The sequence below is a fragment of the Flavobacterium sp. GT3P67 genome, assembly GCF_004349155.1.
Classification (GTDB): Bacteria; Bacteroidota; Bacteroidia; order Flavobacteriales; family Flavobacteriaceae; genus Flavobacterium; species Flavobacterium ranwuense.
In genome coordinates this window covers 1-17,929 of record NZ_SMLF01000004.1, presented here as the reverse complement: position 1 = coordinate 17,929, position 17,929 = coordinate 1, and the positions used below count along the sequence as shown (strand labels likewise).

At 36.8% G+C, this 17,929-nt stretch carries 9 protein-coding genes; all 9 read right to left on the bottom strand.

The genetic code is table 11. The annotated features are described in order from the left end of the window. Positions 1–201: 201 nt before the first annotated feature. Positions 202–3,426, bottom strand: coding sequence for a LamG-like jellyroll fold domain-containing protein (locus E0H99_RS08160; protein WP_131993634.1), 3,225 nt, complete (start codon positions 3,424–3,426; stop codon positions 202–204). 97 nt (positions 3,427–3,523) lie between these two features. Then, on the bottom strand, positions 3,524–4,714 hold the full coding sequence (locus tag E0H99_RS08155; RefSeq protein ID WP_131993631.1) for an AGE family epimerase/isomerase: 1,191 nt from the start codon (positions 4,712–4,714) through the stop codon (positions 3,524–3,526). 126 nt (positions 4,715–4,840) lie between these two features. Continuing rightward, positions 4,841–6,964: a GDSL-type esterase/lipase family protein gene (locus E0H99_RS08150; protein WP_240723463.1), complete on the bottom strand. Its 2,124-nt coding sequence runs from the start codon at positions 6,962–6,964 to the stop codon at positions 4,841–4,843. Between the two features lie 115 nt (positions 6,965–7,079). Beyond that, positions 7,080–8,324: an MFS transporter gene (locus E0H99_RS08145; RefSeq protein ID WP_131993628.1), complete on the bottom strand. Its 1,245-nt coding sequence runs from the start codon at positions 8,322–8,324 to the stop codon at positions 7,080–7,082. 70 nt (positions 8,325–8,394) lie between these two features. Then, positions 8,395–9,567 carry a kelch repeat-containing protein gene (locus tag E0H99_RS08140; RefSeq protein ID WP_131993625.1) on the bottom strand — a complete coding sequence of 391 codons (1,173 nt, stop codon included), beginning with the start codon at positions 9,565–9,567 and terminating at the stop codon, positions 8,395–8,397. A gap of 29 nt (positions 9,568–9,596) precedes the next feature. Continuing rightward, complete coding sequence (locus E0H99_RS08135; protein WP_131993622.1) at positions 9,597–10,517, bottom strand: dihydrodipicolinate synthase family protein; 921 nt, start codon at positions 10,515–10,517, stop codon at positions 9,597–9,599. 244 nt (positions 10,518–10,761) lie between these two features. Beyond that, complete coding sequence (locus E0H99_RS08130) at positions 10,762–12,342, bottom strand: RagB/SusD family nutrient uptake outer membrane protein (RefSeq protein ID WP_131993619.1); 1,581 nt, start codon at positions 12,340–12,342, stop codon at positions 10,762–10,764. A gap of 8 nt (positions 12,343–12,350) precedes the next feature. Further along, a complete protein-coding gene (locus E0H99_RS08125) occupies positions 12,351–15,794 on the bottom strand; it encodes a SusC/RagA family TonB-linked outer membrane protein (RefSeq protein WP_205728676.1) in 3,444 nt (1,147 codons plus the stop codon). Between the two features lie 591 nt (positions 15,795–16,385). Continuing rightward, positions 16,386–17,615: an ROK family transcriptional regulator gene (locus E0H99_RS08120; RefSeq protein WP_131993616.1), complete on the bottom strand. Its 1,230-nt coding sequence runs from the start codon at positions 17,613–17,615 to the stop codon at positions 16,386–16,388. Between the last annotated feature and the right edge of the window lie 314 nt (positions 17,616–17,929).

Genomic DNA, 17,929 nt, shown 5'->3' with positions numbered 1-17,929 from the left:
TTATGTTTCAATATATAGAAAAATTGATTTGTATTGCATTTGTTTGTGTAATTGCCGAGTGGGAATAAACAAAAAATGCACCAATAAAGAGAAGTAACTTTTTCATATTTATGGATTTTGGATTAGAATTATTAATTTAAAAATGAGGAATTCAAAAAATAGAATCGTCCTCTGACAATGCGTTGAGAATTATTACAATATTTATTTCTTAATCACTTTACGACTAATAGTTGTATTTGTATCGCTTACTTGTAAAATATAAATACCGTTGGTTCGATTTCCTAATGAGAATGCCTTGTTAGTTTCTAAATCATTTAGAGTCACTTTTTGAAGCATTTTCCCTGAGAGGTCTAATATTTTGACAGTTACACTGCCTTTTGCATTACTGACTTTGACGTTAAACAAATCATCTGTTGGATTGGGATCTACCTGTACGTTGAATTCAAGGTCTGTATTGTCTTTTATATTCAGTCCTGTTTTTAATGTTGAATCGGTTTTAAGAAGTGAGCCATTAGGGACGAAAGTATCTGCTCCATTGGTTAACCAATTTAAGCTGAATCTGGCAAAATACATTTGGTAAGTTGAGCTTTCTCCATTTTCATAATAGATTCCCAGTGTTCCGTCAGGCAATACCGTTAAACTAGAATAAGCAGATGCTCCAGGAAAAATTGTTTTTCTGATTGGCCAGGTCGCTCCTTCATCGGTACTCATTAATACCGATACATTGGTTCTGTTTCCTGCAAAAGGAATGGTATGCAACAAACGGTCTTTATCGTATCCGTCCAGAGTTGAGGTATAACGTATAAAGTCGCCGTCACAATTTGGGTCGGTTATATTAGCCTGATTGTATGCTGTACCCCAAGAAACACCTTTGTTTGTTGATATATTAAATCTGCGGGTTCCGGAATTACGGATACTCATCATCAGATTTCCATTATTCAATTCGACAATTTTTGCTTCATCGCCTCCTGCTTCGGCAATACCTGTTGATGGTGTCCAAGTGATACCGCCATCAGTACTTGAAATCATGTAATTATTTATTCCTCCTCCTGACTCTCTGACACAAATGGCAGCAACGATACGACCATCTCTTAATTGATGCGCTCTACCGGAAGCCGCAAATACACCTAACCAATTTTGGGTAATTGGATTACTACAACCAGCACCGTAAATTTGATTGGTGATATCTATTGGCGCACCCCATGTAACTCCATTATCAGTACTTCTGCAATATTTTATTTTAATTGGATTTGTTGGTGTTGATGCAAAAAATCCTAAATCGGCAGCAAGTAAACAGATTAAATCGCCACTTGCGCTATCCATGACCAATGCAGCATCTCCGACTCCTGTTGGCGCACCAAAATTGGCAATGGTCACAGGCTCTGACCATGTTTTTCCATTATCTGTACTTCGACGCACGACAGGATCAATTTTTGCAGCCAAATCTCCGGCGTGATTCCATCTTTTGTCAGTTACGGTTACTAATGAACCATCGGCTGCTGTAATGATAGCTGGAATACGATAGTTTAATGACCCGGCATCCCCAGGTGTAAATAAAAGGGTATTGGCCAATAAAATTACTCGGTTACCGGAAACGGTATTCGCAACAGTATTGTAGGTTATGGAGTTGGCAACGATTGATTCACAAGTTGCATCCAATAGATTTCCTTCGGTTACTCCGGAAGCTACATCATAAGTAATCCAAAAGTAATTATCTCCAGAGGTTAATATTTTAGAACCATTAACGACTAAGTTACCGGCAGCAGGAGTGACATTTCCAAATAGGGTAGCTGTTGTAGCATTAAAAATAGCATTGGTCCCACTGGAATAGACTTTAATATTGGTGACATTAGCAATATTAGTAGTACCATTCATGGTGAAGTTTAATGCGCTCACGGTAAGTGGATTGATGGTTCCGTTTGCAGCAACTTTTACAGCTACAACACGTTGGTCTGTATCTCCCATACCCGTTGGAAGTTCCGTTTGAACCAATGAAACGCTGTTGATTTGCATCGTATTCGTTTGAGCAATTACCGTGGCTCCGCCATTTAGCGTACCGGGATGGCTGTGACCAGAAATATCTGGGACAGTAACTCCATTTATATTTTCAAAGTCCCATGCGGCTAATAAATTAGCTTCTGAACCTGTTATGACGGCTGTTTTATCAGCAAGTACTTCTGTAGCTGTCATTGCTTTGCTCCAGAAACGGATGTCATCTATTTGGGCATTCATATAAGAAGCAAAATTGCTGAGTGTACCAACGAATAAATTACCAGTATTAGAAACGGTATTTGCACCTCCGATATTTGTTGTAGTTTTGGTTTGTTGTAAAGCACCGTCCACATAAATTTTGCAACTCGTAGTCGCAACATCAATAACCATAACGAGATGATGCCAAACATTATTAGAAATATTTGATGTGCCATAAGGAGGTCCAGCAGCGCCAGCACTTGTTGTTAGATTAACTCCAAATTGCCCACCACCAGCAGATGAATTATTGATAAACTCATAACCAATACCCGCACCGTTTGGTCGCTTACTCAGGATTCGTTTAGAGAAATCAGCTGTTTTAATTCTGCAACTAACCGTTAAACTTTGTCCCGCAGCCAGATTAAAATCGGAATGATTAACAACAGACATGTAATCATTTATACCATCCAAAGATAAAATCATCGGGAAAGCATTTGGGAAAGAGGGAGTTCCAAAAAGAGTTCCTGCATGATTGTAACCTGAAACATCAGGAACGGTAGTGCCACTCACATTTTCAAAATCCCAGGCAGCCAGGAGGTTGGTTGTAGGGCCATTTACTACAGCAGTCATGTCTGCCAGTAGTTCTGTTGGAGTCATTGCTTTATTCCAAACCCGGATGTCATCAATTTGACCAGCCCATTTGTAACTGTTATTTGTGTCAGAAGTAGCTCCGACAACAAAGTTTAATGCAGTTGAAAAATCAGAGGTAACGGATGTGAAAGTTTTCCCTGTATTGGCTAAAACACCGTCCACATAACCGTAAACTGTTCTGTTACTGGAAGCATCCAATACCAATGCGATGTGATGCCAAGTGCCATCTGCAATAGAATTTGCAGAATAACCCGCTGTACTAATGCTGTTAGGCGTTCCTGTACCTTGCATATTCATGGCAAATTTACCGGCATTTGATCCATTGCCAGTCCAAAATTCATATCCGTTGCCTGATGAGCCATTTCTTTTGGCAAATATGCGAGGAGTTCCAGTTGTAGTGGTTGTTTTTATCCAACAACTAATTGTTTTGTTTTGGCTTATGCCAAAGTCTAAATCGGCATGGTCAGCTACCGTCATATAAGTACTGGTTCCGTTAAGATTTAGCACTTTACCGCTTTGTGCTTTTAGGCTTATAACATAGGTACACATAAAAAATGTACAAAAAGAAAGTAATAATTTTTTCATAATTTCTAATAGTTGGTTAAAATTGGTTTTATAGTTAAAAAATTTGGTATTCAATTTCAATAAAAAAACAATTGTTATAAGCCGTTGCTAGTGGTAATTATAAGTCGCTATTCAAATATTCATTAAGAATCTGTAAACAGTACCATTCTTGTCGTGGCAAATGAAAAGGTCCTTTGAACATATTTCCTTTGGCAGTTTGAGCAATAGTCCCGTCTTTATGCAAATACCCAAACCATTCTCCATTTTCCTTATCGTGAAATTTGGCGTAAGCATAGTCATGAATCATTTTGTGCCATTTTGCATATTTTTCATCACCGGTCATGGTGTAGGCTAGGAGTGTAGCAATAATCACTTCATTCTGAGGCCACCAGAATTTCATATCCTGCCAGTATTCCTGTACCGGTTTGTCATATACATCACAGAAATATAAAATACCGCCATGTTCCTTATCCCAGCCGCGTTCCCACATATAATCCAACATTTTACAACCCAATGCAATCAAATGTGGATCATTGTTTCTGTATTTTGCTTCATGTAAAATGAACCAAGCTCCTTCAATGGCGTGTCCTGGATTCAGGGTGCGGCCATCAATATGATCTATAATTGAGCCGTCTGGCGCCACTTGTTCCATCACACATTGAATATCGTCTTTGACAAAATCACGCTCAATTTCGGCAATCCATTTGCTGATCCATTCGTCACAACGCGGGTCTCCAATGTTTTCTCTTAGCTGTTGTGCCGTGTTTATCATAATCATAGGTGTACCAATTCCTTTTGATGGTCTGGTAGTGGTGAATTTAGGTTCTAATAAATCGGGGGTAGTGGAGTATTCGATACATTTTCCGAATAAAAAACGGGCTTTTTCGGCAGCAGCCTCATCTCCGCTTGCTTTTGCATAAGCTGACATAGCAATAACTGCAAAGGTTTCCGAAAAATAATAACGACGTTTGCGTATCGGTTGTCCGTCACGGGTTACGTGAAAGAACATTTGTCCATCAGTATCGAAGCAATGTTTGTTTAAAAAATCGATACCTGCTTTAGACCCCTCTAACCATTCTTGTTTTGGTTCAACGGTATTGTAAAGTGTTGCCAATAACCAAGCGGCACGGCCTTGTATCCAAACCGCTTTATCATCGTCAATCAAACTTCCGTCCTGATCCCGCATTAATAAATAACCGCCAAATTCGGTATCAATAGAACGAGGAAACCAAAATGGAACGGTGTCATTTAATAATTGATTCTGATAAAACTCTTTCAGGTTTTGGAGATCTGTTTTTGAATAGCTCATTTTTAATATATTTTTAGAAACCAATATTTTTTCATTCACACTGGTTGTTGATTTTTAGGTCGTTTGGTTAATGTTATTTGACTGTTTTTTGTATTGATAGAATTGGGGGACTCTATGGCATAACTGTTAATTTTTGGTAAATGAATTCAGATCTAATTTAAATGTCGAACAGGGTAAGCCTGCTTCGTTCACTAAATTGGCTGTAGTAAAAGGTTTCCAGGCATATAAAACTGTCGTTATTTTTTCTCCTTTAGGGATAGTAATAATGACTTGGTTTTTAATTATGGTTGCTTTGCTTTGAATATGGTTTCCTTTATCGGTTACTAATTCAAAACCAATTAATTCTTTTTTATCTGCTGTTGCCAGTTGTTTTGCAAATGCAAATGAAACAACGACAGTATTTTCTTTTTGTACTGCTTTCAAAGGGGATGGACCATTGGCGGTAACTGATTTTCCATAGGTATAGCGCAATGCCAAGAGCGACAAACGATCAGCGACTTCCTTTTTCTTAATTGGGTGTACATTGCTAACATCACCATAATCCATGCTAACTGCCATGCCACTATTTGGTATCTGTTTTTGCATTCTGTTTTGTGCGTCTCTAAAAGCCGGCCATGTTGGACGGTCTATGTTGGACAATTGTACGTAATAGAATGGGAGGGTTCCCCAGGCTTTACGCCAACTTTGAACCATTACGGGCATTAGATGTTCATACAATTCAATATTGTGCGCATTACTTTCGCCTTGGTACCAAATCACTCCTTTGATGGGAAAATTTGTAAAATTTGAAACTCCAGCTTCAAAATTATAAGAAGGATCATACGGATGGCGTTGTTTTGTATTGGTAGCGTTTTTCAAATTTACATCGGCACGTTCCCGAACCCAAGGCATAATAAAGTTAGATTTACGCCAGTTGGTCAATACATCAACTACTTTATCATCGTGTTCCAATGTGTATCTGTCAATCCAAGATTCTATCGGAGAACCTCCAACAGCAACTTGTATCAAACCAACGGGAACGTTTTCTTCATGGGCGATATTTTTTCCAAAATAATAGGCAATTGCCGAAAAATCTTTGGCACTTGTTGAATCACAAACTGACCAACTTCCCGAAAAGAATTTCAGTTGATTGGTTTTAACCAAAGTGATCGAATCCCAAGCTGTATCATCTGTATCACGAATCGCTTTGGCATTGAATAAACGTATCGTAGTATTGGCGATAGCTTTTTTTACTTCAACTGCTCCGTTTTCTGAGTTTTGAAGTTGGAATGCCATATTCGATTGTCCCGAACAGAACCAAACATCACCAACTAGAATATTTTTTAAAACAATATTTTTTTCATTGCTTCGAATGCTTATTTCGTACGGACCACCGTGTGGCATGGTTGGAAAAGTAATTTTCCATTTTCCATATTGATCGGTTGTTGCACTCTTTTTTTGTTGTTTAAAAGTAACTTCGACTTGATCTCCGCCATTGGCAGTTCCATAAATTTGAATGGGTTGATTGCGCTGTAAAACCATATTATCTGTAAAAACAGCAGCTAGTTTCAATCCACCAAAATCTTTTGTAATATTCCCATAAACGGTTTGGGCTAAAATTGCCGCCCCTTCTTTTATAGGATGTAAGGTATCCGGAAAAAGATCTGGACGAGGATATAATTTTTCGTGTAAATCGATTAGGCCTACTTGATTTGCTTTTGCTATATTCTCGATATGGGATTGAATTTGCCAAAACCAATCTCTGGTTCCCGATTTAAAGCGGTAATGCTCATTGAAGATAGGCGTCATTCTGCAGATGTATATTTTTACAGCTGGATTTTGTTTTTTTAAAGTATCTATTAACCAAGAGTAGTCTGCATCAAATTCTTCTTTGTAATTAGGCCAATTTCTTGGGTCGGTATCATTTAAACCCAAATGAATAATGGCAATATCTGGGCTATATGCAATAGCATCAGTATATTCTTTTGTTTTATAATATGGTTTGTGACCTTTTTTTAAAAGGGTTGCACCACTATGGCCGAAGTTTTTTACCTCATATTTTTCTCCCATCATAATTTGAAGTTGTGATGGATAAGAATCGGTAGCCGGATTAGCTAAAAGATAACCCGCCGTTACAGAATCTCCAATGCAGGCCACTTTGATAGCTGTTTTTTGTGCAGCTAGTTCAAAATGACTGAATATAGAAATTAGAAATACGAATAAGGGAAGATTCCTTTTCAAATGATTCATCATGTTAGATAGATTTTTCAAAGAGTTTGACAATTTATCAGCCAAGGCGAAACACAGAGATTTCGCCTCAACGGATAAAAACTAACCAAAAACCAAACAATTTATAAAAACATAGTAAAGCTATGTTTTGAGAATTTTATGCGTCAACAAAGTCATTTACTTTTGGACGTAAAAAACTGATTTGAACAACCAAAGCAATTAAGACTACACCTGCCATAAGCGCAAAACCATATCCTAAAGTACCGCTATCAGAGGATTTTCCTAGCAATGAGGTTACTAAAGCACCACAACCCACTCCGGTCATATTTAAAACACCATAAGCAGTTGCCCTGTATTTTGAAGAAACAAATTGACAAAGGATTGGCATATTATTGGCATCAAACATTCCGTATCCAATACCAAAGAAAAGCCCTGCTCCAACGACATGAAATAATGAATCCCCAAAACCAATTAGCAATAAAGCAGGAATGGTTAAACTCAAACCAATGGCACTGGTATAAACCCTGCCTTTAACATTTTTCTGTACCCATCTATCCGATAAAATTCCGCCAAAAATCACTCCTAATAATGAAGAAAAGGAAATGGTGATAGTCGCTAGTGGACCAGCTTGTTCCATCGGGATTCCTAAGTTGTCAGAAAATAGGGTAGGGAGCCAGTTTTTAGTAGCCCAACCCGGTAAACTTATTATAGCAAAATAGAATAAGATAATCCAAAAAGAAATATTAGTAAATAATAATGCCAAGCCTTGAAGAACAGAAGGTTTTTTATTAGGCACAATGTCACTTATGTTAATGGTTTTTTCTTCAACAGTTTTTTTCTCTCTTAATAAGAAAACCAAAATAACTGCATAAACTACACCTGCCATTCCAAAATAATGGAAAGTAGAATGCCAAGAATAGGTAGCGGCAATTGTTGCTCCAAAACCCCCTAAGGCCGATCCCACATAAAGTCCGGTCATATGAATACCAATGGCAAGCGATCTTGTTTTTTGCTGGTGATAATCAGCTATAAGGGATAAACCTGCTGGAATATAAAGAGCTTCACTCACTCCCATAAGGGCTCTTAACCAATATACTTGATTATAAGTTGTAGCATAACCCATGGCATAAGTCACTGCTGACCACACAAATAAACTGCCTACAATTAACCATTTTCTGTTTAATTTATCAGCTATAATTCCAGATATAGGACTCATTAAAGCATAAATCCAAAGAAATATAGCCATTAAGCGTCCAAAATTTTCACCGGATACTAATTCAGGAATGTCCGCTTCCATTGAAGGACGCATAGTGGCTAACATTTGTCTGTCCATATAGTTTAACAATGCTACAAGCCATAGCAAGCCTACTACAATCCAAGGATAATGCTTTGTGTTTTTCATGTTTTATTTTTTTTAGTTTTAACTTTCTTTTTCGACATGAAAAAGTAGACAAAACCAATTATTTGTGTCGTTATTTTATTGTTCCTAACATGACATTAGGAGTACGAATTCCAGGTTTTACTTCCCCATTTGACAAGACAATTTCGTCATTCCATAGGACAGCTGTTGTTGTCACATGAGCAAGAAAAGGCAATTCGCCAATGGTAGACCATGAATCGGTTCTGGTATCATATAATAAGATTCCTTTATAAAAACCGTCATGATTTGTATTTAACTTATTCTTCTCTGCAGCCAGTCTCGCTTTTTCTTCAGGAGAATAGGCTAGTGCAATTTGGGATAAATAGGTTTCGATTTTATGAAAAGTTTCACCATTATCACCCCCAACGATTAGGATAGAATGATTGCCTACAGCAACACCCGCACCTGCTGAAAAGTTGGTTGTATTTTCCCCATCGGACAGGTTTGCACGACTTTCCCAGATTTGTTTTTTAATGTTAAAAACAAAAGTGGTATTGTGTAAATCACTTATGCCTGAAGGAGTTTTTGTTCTTCCTCCAATTACATAGATATTGGTTCCATTTTTGTCTTTCTGAACTACCGAAACGGAATTAGCGAGAGCAATAGGTAATTTTGGTAATGTTTTCCACTCCGGAGTGTTGCTTTTTAAATCAAGACTTAAAAACAGATCAGAAGATTTAGTCGCTTCATCACCACCAATGGCGTATATTACATTGCCAATATGTGTAAGGCCAATATTTGTAATATGTACTGGAAAATTGGGTAACGATTTTGTTTCAACCTTATTTTTGGATGCATTCCATTTTAAGATAAAAGCTTTATTGGAAAGCCCATTTTCATTTTCACCACCTACATATACGACTCCTAAATCAGTTGAAGTTGAACCACAATAGGCGATTGGTTCCGGTAATGTACTTTGTACCTCTTTGTTCCAACTGTATGTGTTGTTGCATTTCTGTAATACATGAATTTCTTTCGAATAATGTTTTTTTCCGCCTTCCCAAGGCTTTTTATCTTGGAAATTAGCACCTCCCGAAACAATTAAAACATCGTTAGTAACACCATTAATCGCACCAGCAAAACCTAATGAGATACTTCCATCAGCATTTTGTAATTGCGCTGCTTTTTTCCATTCAATATGGGTTATAGCTTTTTTTTGAGAAAGGGCATCAGTTGTCGACATAATCAGTAAGGAAAGAATTAGAGGAGAAAAATATTTATTCATAGTATTTGTTTTAATCTAAAGTGACTAAACTATTTTGATCTGAAATCTTCAAAATGGAGACTTTCAACATCTTTTTTGAACAATTCAAATTGGTCAGCACTCATGTTTTTAACAGGCAATCTAAATTCACCTAAATTTAGTCCTACCACTTTCATATAGGCTTTACCAACTGAAATTCCACCATATTTACCCAACAATCGAATCATGTTGATTGATTTTTGCTGCAAAGTACGTGCAGTAACCAAATCATTTGCATTAAAAGCAGCAATCAAATCATAGTATAGCGGAGCTGCATAATTAAAAGTACTTCCAACAGCACCTTTGGCACCTAATACTAATGCGGATAACATATTCTCGTCACGTCCCCAAAGCATGTCGAATTTGCCATTTTTATAACTCATGCAACTTTGGAAATCCATGAAATCTTCGTGTGTGTATTTTACACCGGCAAAATTTGGAAGCTTCTCGTCTAAGGCTTGTACTAAATCAAACATTGGTAAGTTTACGCCTGTCAATACTGGAATGTGATAGTAATAAAAAGGCATATTAGGAACACTTTTCCCAACTTCGATACAGGCTTGTGCCAACATATCAACATTTGCAGGTTTGAAATAAAATGGAGCAGTTAATGAAACAGCATATAAACCTATTTCATACGCATGTTTAGCTAAGTCAATGCAATCCGTAAGGCATGTTCCTCCTAAGAATACCATTACTTTAAAGTCGGCATCATGGTTAGAACAATCTGCCCAAGCTTGAGCAACCGCTTTTTTCTCTTGTAAGGTAATAGAAACGCCTTCTCCAGTTGAACCATTAATAAAAGCACCGGTTATTCCGTTACGTTTTAGAAAAGTATAGTAAGCCGGAATTAGGCTAACGTCTAATTTTCCATTGCTGTCAAAGGGTGTAAAAGGAGCTGAGATAAGCCCTTGTAAGTGTTCAATTTTCATGAGATATTTTTTTAGTATTCTTTTTTATGCTTTTTAATTAGGACGGAAACTGTTGAATTTCCAGCTTTATCTTTAAATCTCCAATATAAGTTTTATTGTATTTTTTCAATTGGTGTCCATGTTAGTTTGCTAAATCATTGATTTATTTGGACTAACTTAAATACTCAATTTATAGGAATTTTGGTTACATTCTTTTAAAAAGAACCGACAAGTTTTCTTTGTCGGTTCTGTAATAAAAAAACTATTAAGTTCCTTTGTAACCTGGATTTTGGGCATCTAGTCCTAAAGTTTGATCAGTAGTTAAAGTAAATAGGTCTATTGGCCATAGCAATTTATGGTTTTGACCCGCAATATTTTGCAATACACCAACTAAAGGTAAACCTGAGAATGCTAAAGGATTTCCGGAAGCATCTTGCATACGACGTAAGTCATACCAAATTTTTCCTTCGCCCACAAATTCTTTTTGTCTTTCAACGAAAATAGCCAATTCGTTTTGCTCGAATGAACCGTTTACATATACTGGAGCAACACCACCACCACCAGCATAAGCTCGGGTTCTGATTCTGTTAATTTCAACAGATGGATCCTGACCTTGTTTGTTTTTAATCTCGGCTAACATTAAGATAGCTTCCGATAGACGATAAATAGGGAAATCATCTGTAAATGCACGGGCACCACTAACAATAGTACCGATAAACTTACGCAAGTTGGTAGCTTTTACCGCACCTTTGTTAAAGTTTAAGAAAGTAACATTTGCTCTAGTATCAGCAGCATCATATTTAGCATATAATTCGTATTTATACTCATAACGAATAATGGTTCCACCACCATTTACTTTTAGCGGATCACTGGCAGGAATGGCTACCCCTTTGTCGTCTACATAACCTGATAATGGATCTGTAATGGCGTAAATAAATTGACTATAGCTATTGCTAGCCTCTCCAAAACCATATCTCATGGCGAAAATAATTTCATTGTTTCCTTTAATTGCAGGTATGTCGGCTGAATTAAATACGTTTGCAAAGCTCGGTTGTAAACTATATTTAGGTATAACAGCTTCCATAGCTGCTCTGGCAATCGCTAAATCAGCAGTTGTGCTTGTAGGTGCAGCACCGTCAATTTTAACTTTGGCAGACCATAAATATACTTCGCCCAGTAACATTTGTGAAGCTGCCAAAGACCACTGTGCTTTTTGCATTTTAGTGGTATAATTTCCAGTAAAATTAGCAACGGACTTGTTGACATCTTCTTTGATAAAGTCTAAAGTCTCTTTCTCGGTCGCGGTACGTGGCAAATAGGCATCTTGGGATGAATTTGGCAAGTTGATGGCTATTTTTGGCTCTTTTGCCAAAGGCACTCTTCCATAGGTTCTGTATAATTGGAAGTAATAGAAAGCTCTTAAACCATACGCCTGGCCTAAATAGTAACTTTTATCAGTCGCTACCAAATAATCGGCTTTTTCTACCTGATAAATAAAATTATTTACCTGAAATATGGCGGCATAAAATCCTGCCCAACCTGAGATACCAGGAGAAGATTCTCTTAAATCCTGACGAACAATAGACCCTGAGTTTAAAGATGCCGTTCCAGTAAAACTGGTACCGTCTCTTAGTGTACCTCCTCTTAGTTCCCCTAAGGTAAACAATGTAAATTGATAGTTTCTCAATTGTTGGTGCAAACCAACCATCGCTCCATCCACTTGAGAGGGAGTTTTCCAAAAGGCTTCGGTGTTGAAATAATCTTCTGGGGCTAAATCCAGTTTGTCGCAAGCATTAAACGTAATTGACAACGCCAATAATGCAAATCCTAATATTATCTTTTTCATATCTTTTTTTATAAAATAAATTGAACACCAAAGATTATTGTACGTGGTAATGGATACCCTCCCGTTACATTTATCCCTTGATCTGTTTTCTCTGGAGTGAATAAAGTTGATTTACTTAAATACCCTAAATTTTGTCCGGTTAAAGTAAATTTAATTCCTTCTATTTTTACCTTAGTTAATAAATCAGCAGGCAATGAATAGGCTAAACTGATTTCGCGGAAAGCTATATAATCGGCTTTATTATAGAACATACTTGAGGTACGGAAGGTGTTGTTTTTAAACAATTGATCCGCCCAGTAGTAAGTTGGGTATTTGGCATTTGGATTCTCAGGAGACCAAGTGTCATTTACCGCTGTGGTAGTGTTAAATGTTCCTTGAGCGTTACTTAAGAACCACTGATTCGGTCCATCGAATTGAACATGACCTAGAGCATAGTCAAAACGAGAGCTTAATGAGAATCCTTTGTATTTGGCGTTAAAACCAAAACCACCAGTTACTGTTGGTACCGTACGACCCATATATTGTCTGTCATAGGTATTGATAATACCATCCCCGTTTACATCTTTCCACTTCACATCTCCTAATGCTATAGGAAAATGCAATGCTTTTTGAGCTGGAGTCATAGCGTTGAAAACGTTTGGATGAACTAAAACTTTGGCACCAATTAAATCTCTTAGTGTTAATGCATAAGAATCTAATTCTGCCTGGGTTCTAATAATTCCTTCGGCAACATAGGCATAAGCTACGTTTGGATCTTGACCTTCTTGCAGACCGCCAACCCATATTAAATTACCGTCTTTATCATAAACCTGACTTCCACCAACTCTATTATTTTCTAAACCATTGGTAGGTAATTTTAATATTTTGTTAACATTGTAAGCTGCATTTGCATTAAAATCCAATGAGAAATCGGAGTTTTTAATAACTCTATAATTCAAATCAACCTCTAGACCTTTGTTTTGCATATTCCCTAAGTTTGTTGTAATAGACGTTAAACCAGCGGTAGCCGGAAGGGCAAAGCTTGAAATTTTATCTTTTGTCTGTCTGTTGTAATAAGCAACAGTAAGGTCTAATCTATTGAATAAGCGGGTTTCTAAACCAAATTCATAGGTTGAAGAGCGTTCCCATAATAAATCAGGAAAAGGAAGCCCTCCTAGTAGATACCCTCCAGTCCCATCGTATCTTACAGACGGATAAGAACCTTGTAATTGATAAGGTCCAATAAGATCATCACTAACGTTTCCGTTTTGACCGTAACTGGCTCTTAATTTTAGGGTATTAATTATTTTTGAATCGCTTAGGAAACTTTCTTTATGCATATTCCAACCCACAGATACTCCAGGGAAATTACCCCAACGGTTGTTTAGTAATTTAGAGTATCCATCACGTCTTACAGTAAAGGTAGCTAAGTATTTATCATCATAATCATACGTGACACGCGAAAAGAATGATAAAATACGTTGACTTGTATGGTAGGTGTCTATAGATCTTCTGTCTCTTTCGATACTGGTGTATTGTAAATCCATAAAATCATCAGATAGCGCGCCTGAACCCGAGGCGAACAATCCGTTTGAATAGATATCATAATACTCCGTACCTACCATGGCATCAACATGGTGTTTTCCTAAGAAATCACTGTTAAAATTTAAAGTACCATTATAGGTTTGACTGAATGCTCTTCCGTAGGAAGCAGATGAAGCACGGGTTCTATTAATATTGTTAGGACTCGCTAAAAAATCTTTGTTGAAAGACTCATTAAAGCCTTCATTATAAAACCAGTTAGCACTAGTTCTAAAGCTTAGATTTTTTAATAAATCGGCTTTAAATGCTTGAGACATTGTAAATTTATCGGATTGGTTTTTACGGATAAACTTATCATCGTTAACGGCCGGGTTACCATCTTGAGAATCACGACCTACCAATAAATCTCCATTGGCATTGGTTCCTCTCATCGTTGGTGGTGCCCCCAGTGCTCGGGTCAAATAATTACCTTCACCAGTTGTTTGTGCCTCTCTCCATTTAGCAGTTGCAAAGTTCAAACTGGAAGTAGAGGTTAACCAAGGTTTTACTTTATATTCGCCATTTAAAACAAAGGTCATTCGTTTGTAGAAGGTGTTAATAGGCAAACCTTCCTCATTATAAGAGCCAATACTTGCATAATAACTGCCTTTTTCGTTACCGCCAGTCATGGCTACATTAAGGTCTTTGGTTATACCTTGAGGTCTAAGCGCATATTTTTTATAATCAAAATCTTTAAAAATGATTTCTTTATTGGTTCCGTTTGGATCGTAAGCCCCAGCTGCATTGGTGCGAACCGGATCAATCATACTTTGCCAACCTTGACCTAATAATTCTTGATTAGCAGCATTTCTAAACATAGGGCTCCATACCGCACCGGAGTTTTTGTTTCCGTCAATAATGTTTCCGTTTGCATCTTTGTAAAGATTTCCAGTACCAAAAGGACCAGTGGAGTTCAATTGACTTAAACGGCTGGCATCATAAGAACCTGATGTTTGAATGGCTTTTCTGGACCAAGATAAATAGTCTTTTGCGTTTAAAAATTCAAAAGGAATATTTAGGGTATTGATACCTAACTTCGTATTAATGGTGATGTTTGATACACCAGCCTTCCCTTTTTTAGTGGTAATCAAAATCACTCCATTGTTGGCTCTGGCACCATAAATAGCAGTGGCCGAAGCGTCTTTTAAAACTTCGATAGAAGCAATGTCGTCTGGATTGATTTCGCTAAAACTGGCTCTTAAAAAGCCGTCAACCATTACTAATGGAGACCCACTACCATCGTAATTAGTACCACCACGTAAAGTAATAGTTGCAACAGCACCAGGACGTCCTGAAGCCTGTTGTACTCTTAAACCTGGAATGGTACCTGCTAAGGCCGAAGCAGGGTTGGAGCGCATTCCAGTTTCCAATACTCTATTGTCTAGTTTTGATACGGAACCGGTTATTTTCGATTTCTTTTGAGTTCCATATCCTACAACAACAACTTCATCCAGGTTCTGACCTGATTCTTTTAAGGTAACTGTAATTGGGGAGTTTCCAATAGTTAATTCCTGTTGAATCATACCAATATAAGATACAATAAGTTTTGTAGCATTATCAGGAACGGTCAATGTAAAATCACCATTAAAATCGGTCTGTGTTGAAACATTAGTTCCCTTAACAACGATGTTAGCTCCCGGTAAAGGATTTCCGGATTCATCAAGTACCTTACCCTTAATTTGTTTTTGAATTAGAGATAATTTAATTGTTGTTCTGTCATTTTCTACTGTTACAATTCCGTTTTTTTCGGATAAAGTAACCGTTCTAGTAGATTCAGCTGCCGATACCTGCATAGTGAAAGGTATTAAAAACAGGGGCGTTAATTTGATAACGTTCCCGAATTTTGGCGAAAGCCAATATTTTTTAGGCTTGCTTTTTGGTAGTAATTTCATACTTTTGTAATGGTTTGGTTAATAATAATTTTTCCTTCGTGGTCTTATTTTTCTTTTCCAAGTCTATATTCCTTTGTATTAAGGAATCAGCCAGCAGTGTTCGCAGCATCTGCTGGTTTTTTTATGCGAAACAAAAAATAATTATAAAAATAGGTTTCCCCGTTTTATTCAAATTACTATGACATTACTTTTAAAATTCAGCTGTAATTTTAAAATAGCATCGTTTCTTTCTAAATGGCAATATTATTTCTTAGTAATTGTAAATTTTATTCAAAAGTTCTCAAACAAAAACTTGTTTTTTCAAATGATGTATTTACAACCATGTCAGTTATTCAAATGAAGAAATAAGCCTGAAGACTAAACTATTGCTAAAATGGAGGATTCCTTTTTGGCGATAGTAATTTCATTTCCATTTTATTCAAGTGAACTAAAATAATTTTCGTGACACTTTTATTAGAAAGAAAGAGCAGAAGATTAAAAGAACCCATGCTTTTATCTAAAAGGGTATTGTCAGGCTGTAAATATATAAATTTTTTTAATAAGTCAAAGTATTTATTAAAAAAATTTAATAATTAAAATTTAACATTAATTTTAATTATTGATCAAAGGGGATAGCATTTTCTCTTTTATAACGCAACAAGCGCCTATAACTCCTGCACGAAGTCCTAAAGTGGACTTTTTGAGTTTCATGTCTCTGTTGACTAATCCTAAAGAATGTTTTTTTAAGGCGGACTGGATTGGTAAAAGTATATAATCGCCTAATTGTGAAAAATCGCCACCAATAACTAATAGATCTGGATTGAATATATTGAGTAAAATAGATAAATAACGTCCCATTTTCTCGCTTTGTTTTGTAACTAACTCCACACATAGACTATCTTCCAGGTTTATGGCTCCTGCAATAATATCAAGATGTAGTAAATCAGAATTTTCATTGAGGGTAATTTTTGACTGTTTTCCTTCTTTCAAAGCTGCTTTGAACTGGTTTACGAGTGACCAGCCTGAAATTTCAGTTTCCAGACATCCCATTTTACCGCACTGACACATAATTTCGTTGTCAAAAATAGTACTGTGTCCAAATTCTCCGGAATATCCGGATTTTCCATAGTAAAGCTTGCCATCGGAAATAATTCCAATAGCTACCCCCCAGCTGTAATTTAAAAAGATGATGTTTTGCTCAGCATCAACCACTCCTTCACAAAATTCGCCAAAAGCCATGGCTCTGGTATCGTTTTCTAAATGAACCGGTAAGTTCAATTGTTCTGAAATAATTTCTGTTAAAGGCCTGTTTTCACTAAAGAAGTAATTATAACTGAATCCTTCCATTGAATTAATACGACCTGAAAAGTTAATGCAAACGCCCACAATCATTTCTTTTTCGACCGAACTGTCTTCAATAAAAGAGTTTATCAAATTGCAAAATTCTAAAAGGGATTCCTGGGTGTTTTTTAAAGTAAAAGAAGTTCTTAAGTCTATGCTGATGAATTCGTTTTTAATATTTTGTAAACCAATAGAAATGCTGGTTCTGCTTACTTCAACGCCTAAAAAGAAAGCGCAGGTCGGGTTAATGCTATATAATGAGGGACGTCTTCCGCCGCTATTGGTTATTTTCCCCATATCGACCACATAACCTTCTAATAGTAATTCATTGATTGCTTTGGTAATCGTTGGAACGCTCGATTGCAATTCAGAACCTAATTCTGCTATGGTTGCATTTCCAGCGGATAACAAACGTTTTACGATTGACTGTCTTAGAATACGCCACTTTTGACCAGAAAGGCTATGATCGGTGTTATTATCTAGTAAATCTTTTAAACTCATCTTTGCGCTTTTTAAAAAGTTTGGTGGTATTCAATTACAAACGTACTATAAATTTATTTAAATCCATATTGTAAATTATTTGCTTCAAGGCAAACTCATGAGTTTTAAAAATGACCGCTAATTCGCTAATTTACCCTTTAAAATTCCTAGATAAGGAGATGTTAATTTGCGCTGATTCCACTGAATGCGGCTGAAATCTAACTAAAATCAGCGAATTAGCGGTAAAAAATAATTGGTGTGGTTGCCCTGTACTTCGCTTCGCTTCGCTTCGCTTCGCTTCGCTTCGCTTCGCTTCGCTTCGCTTCGCTTCGCTT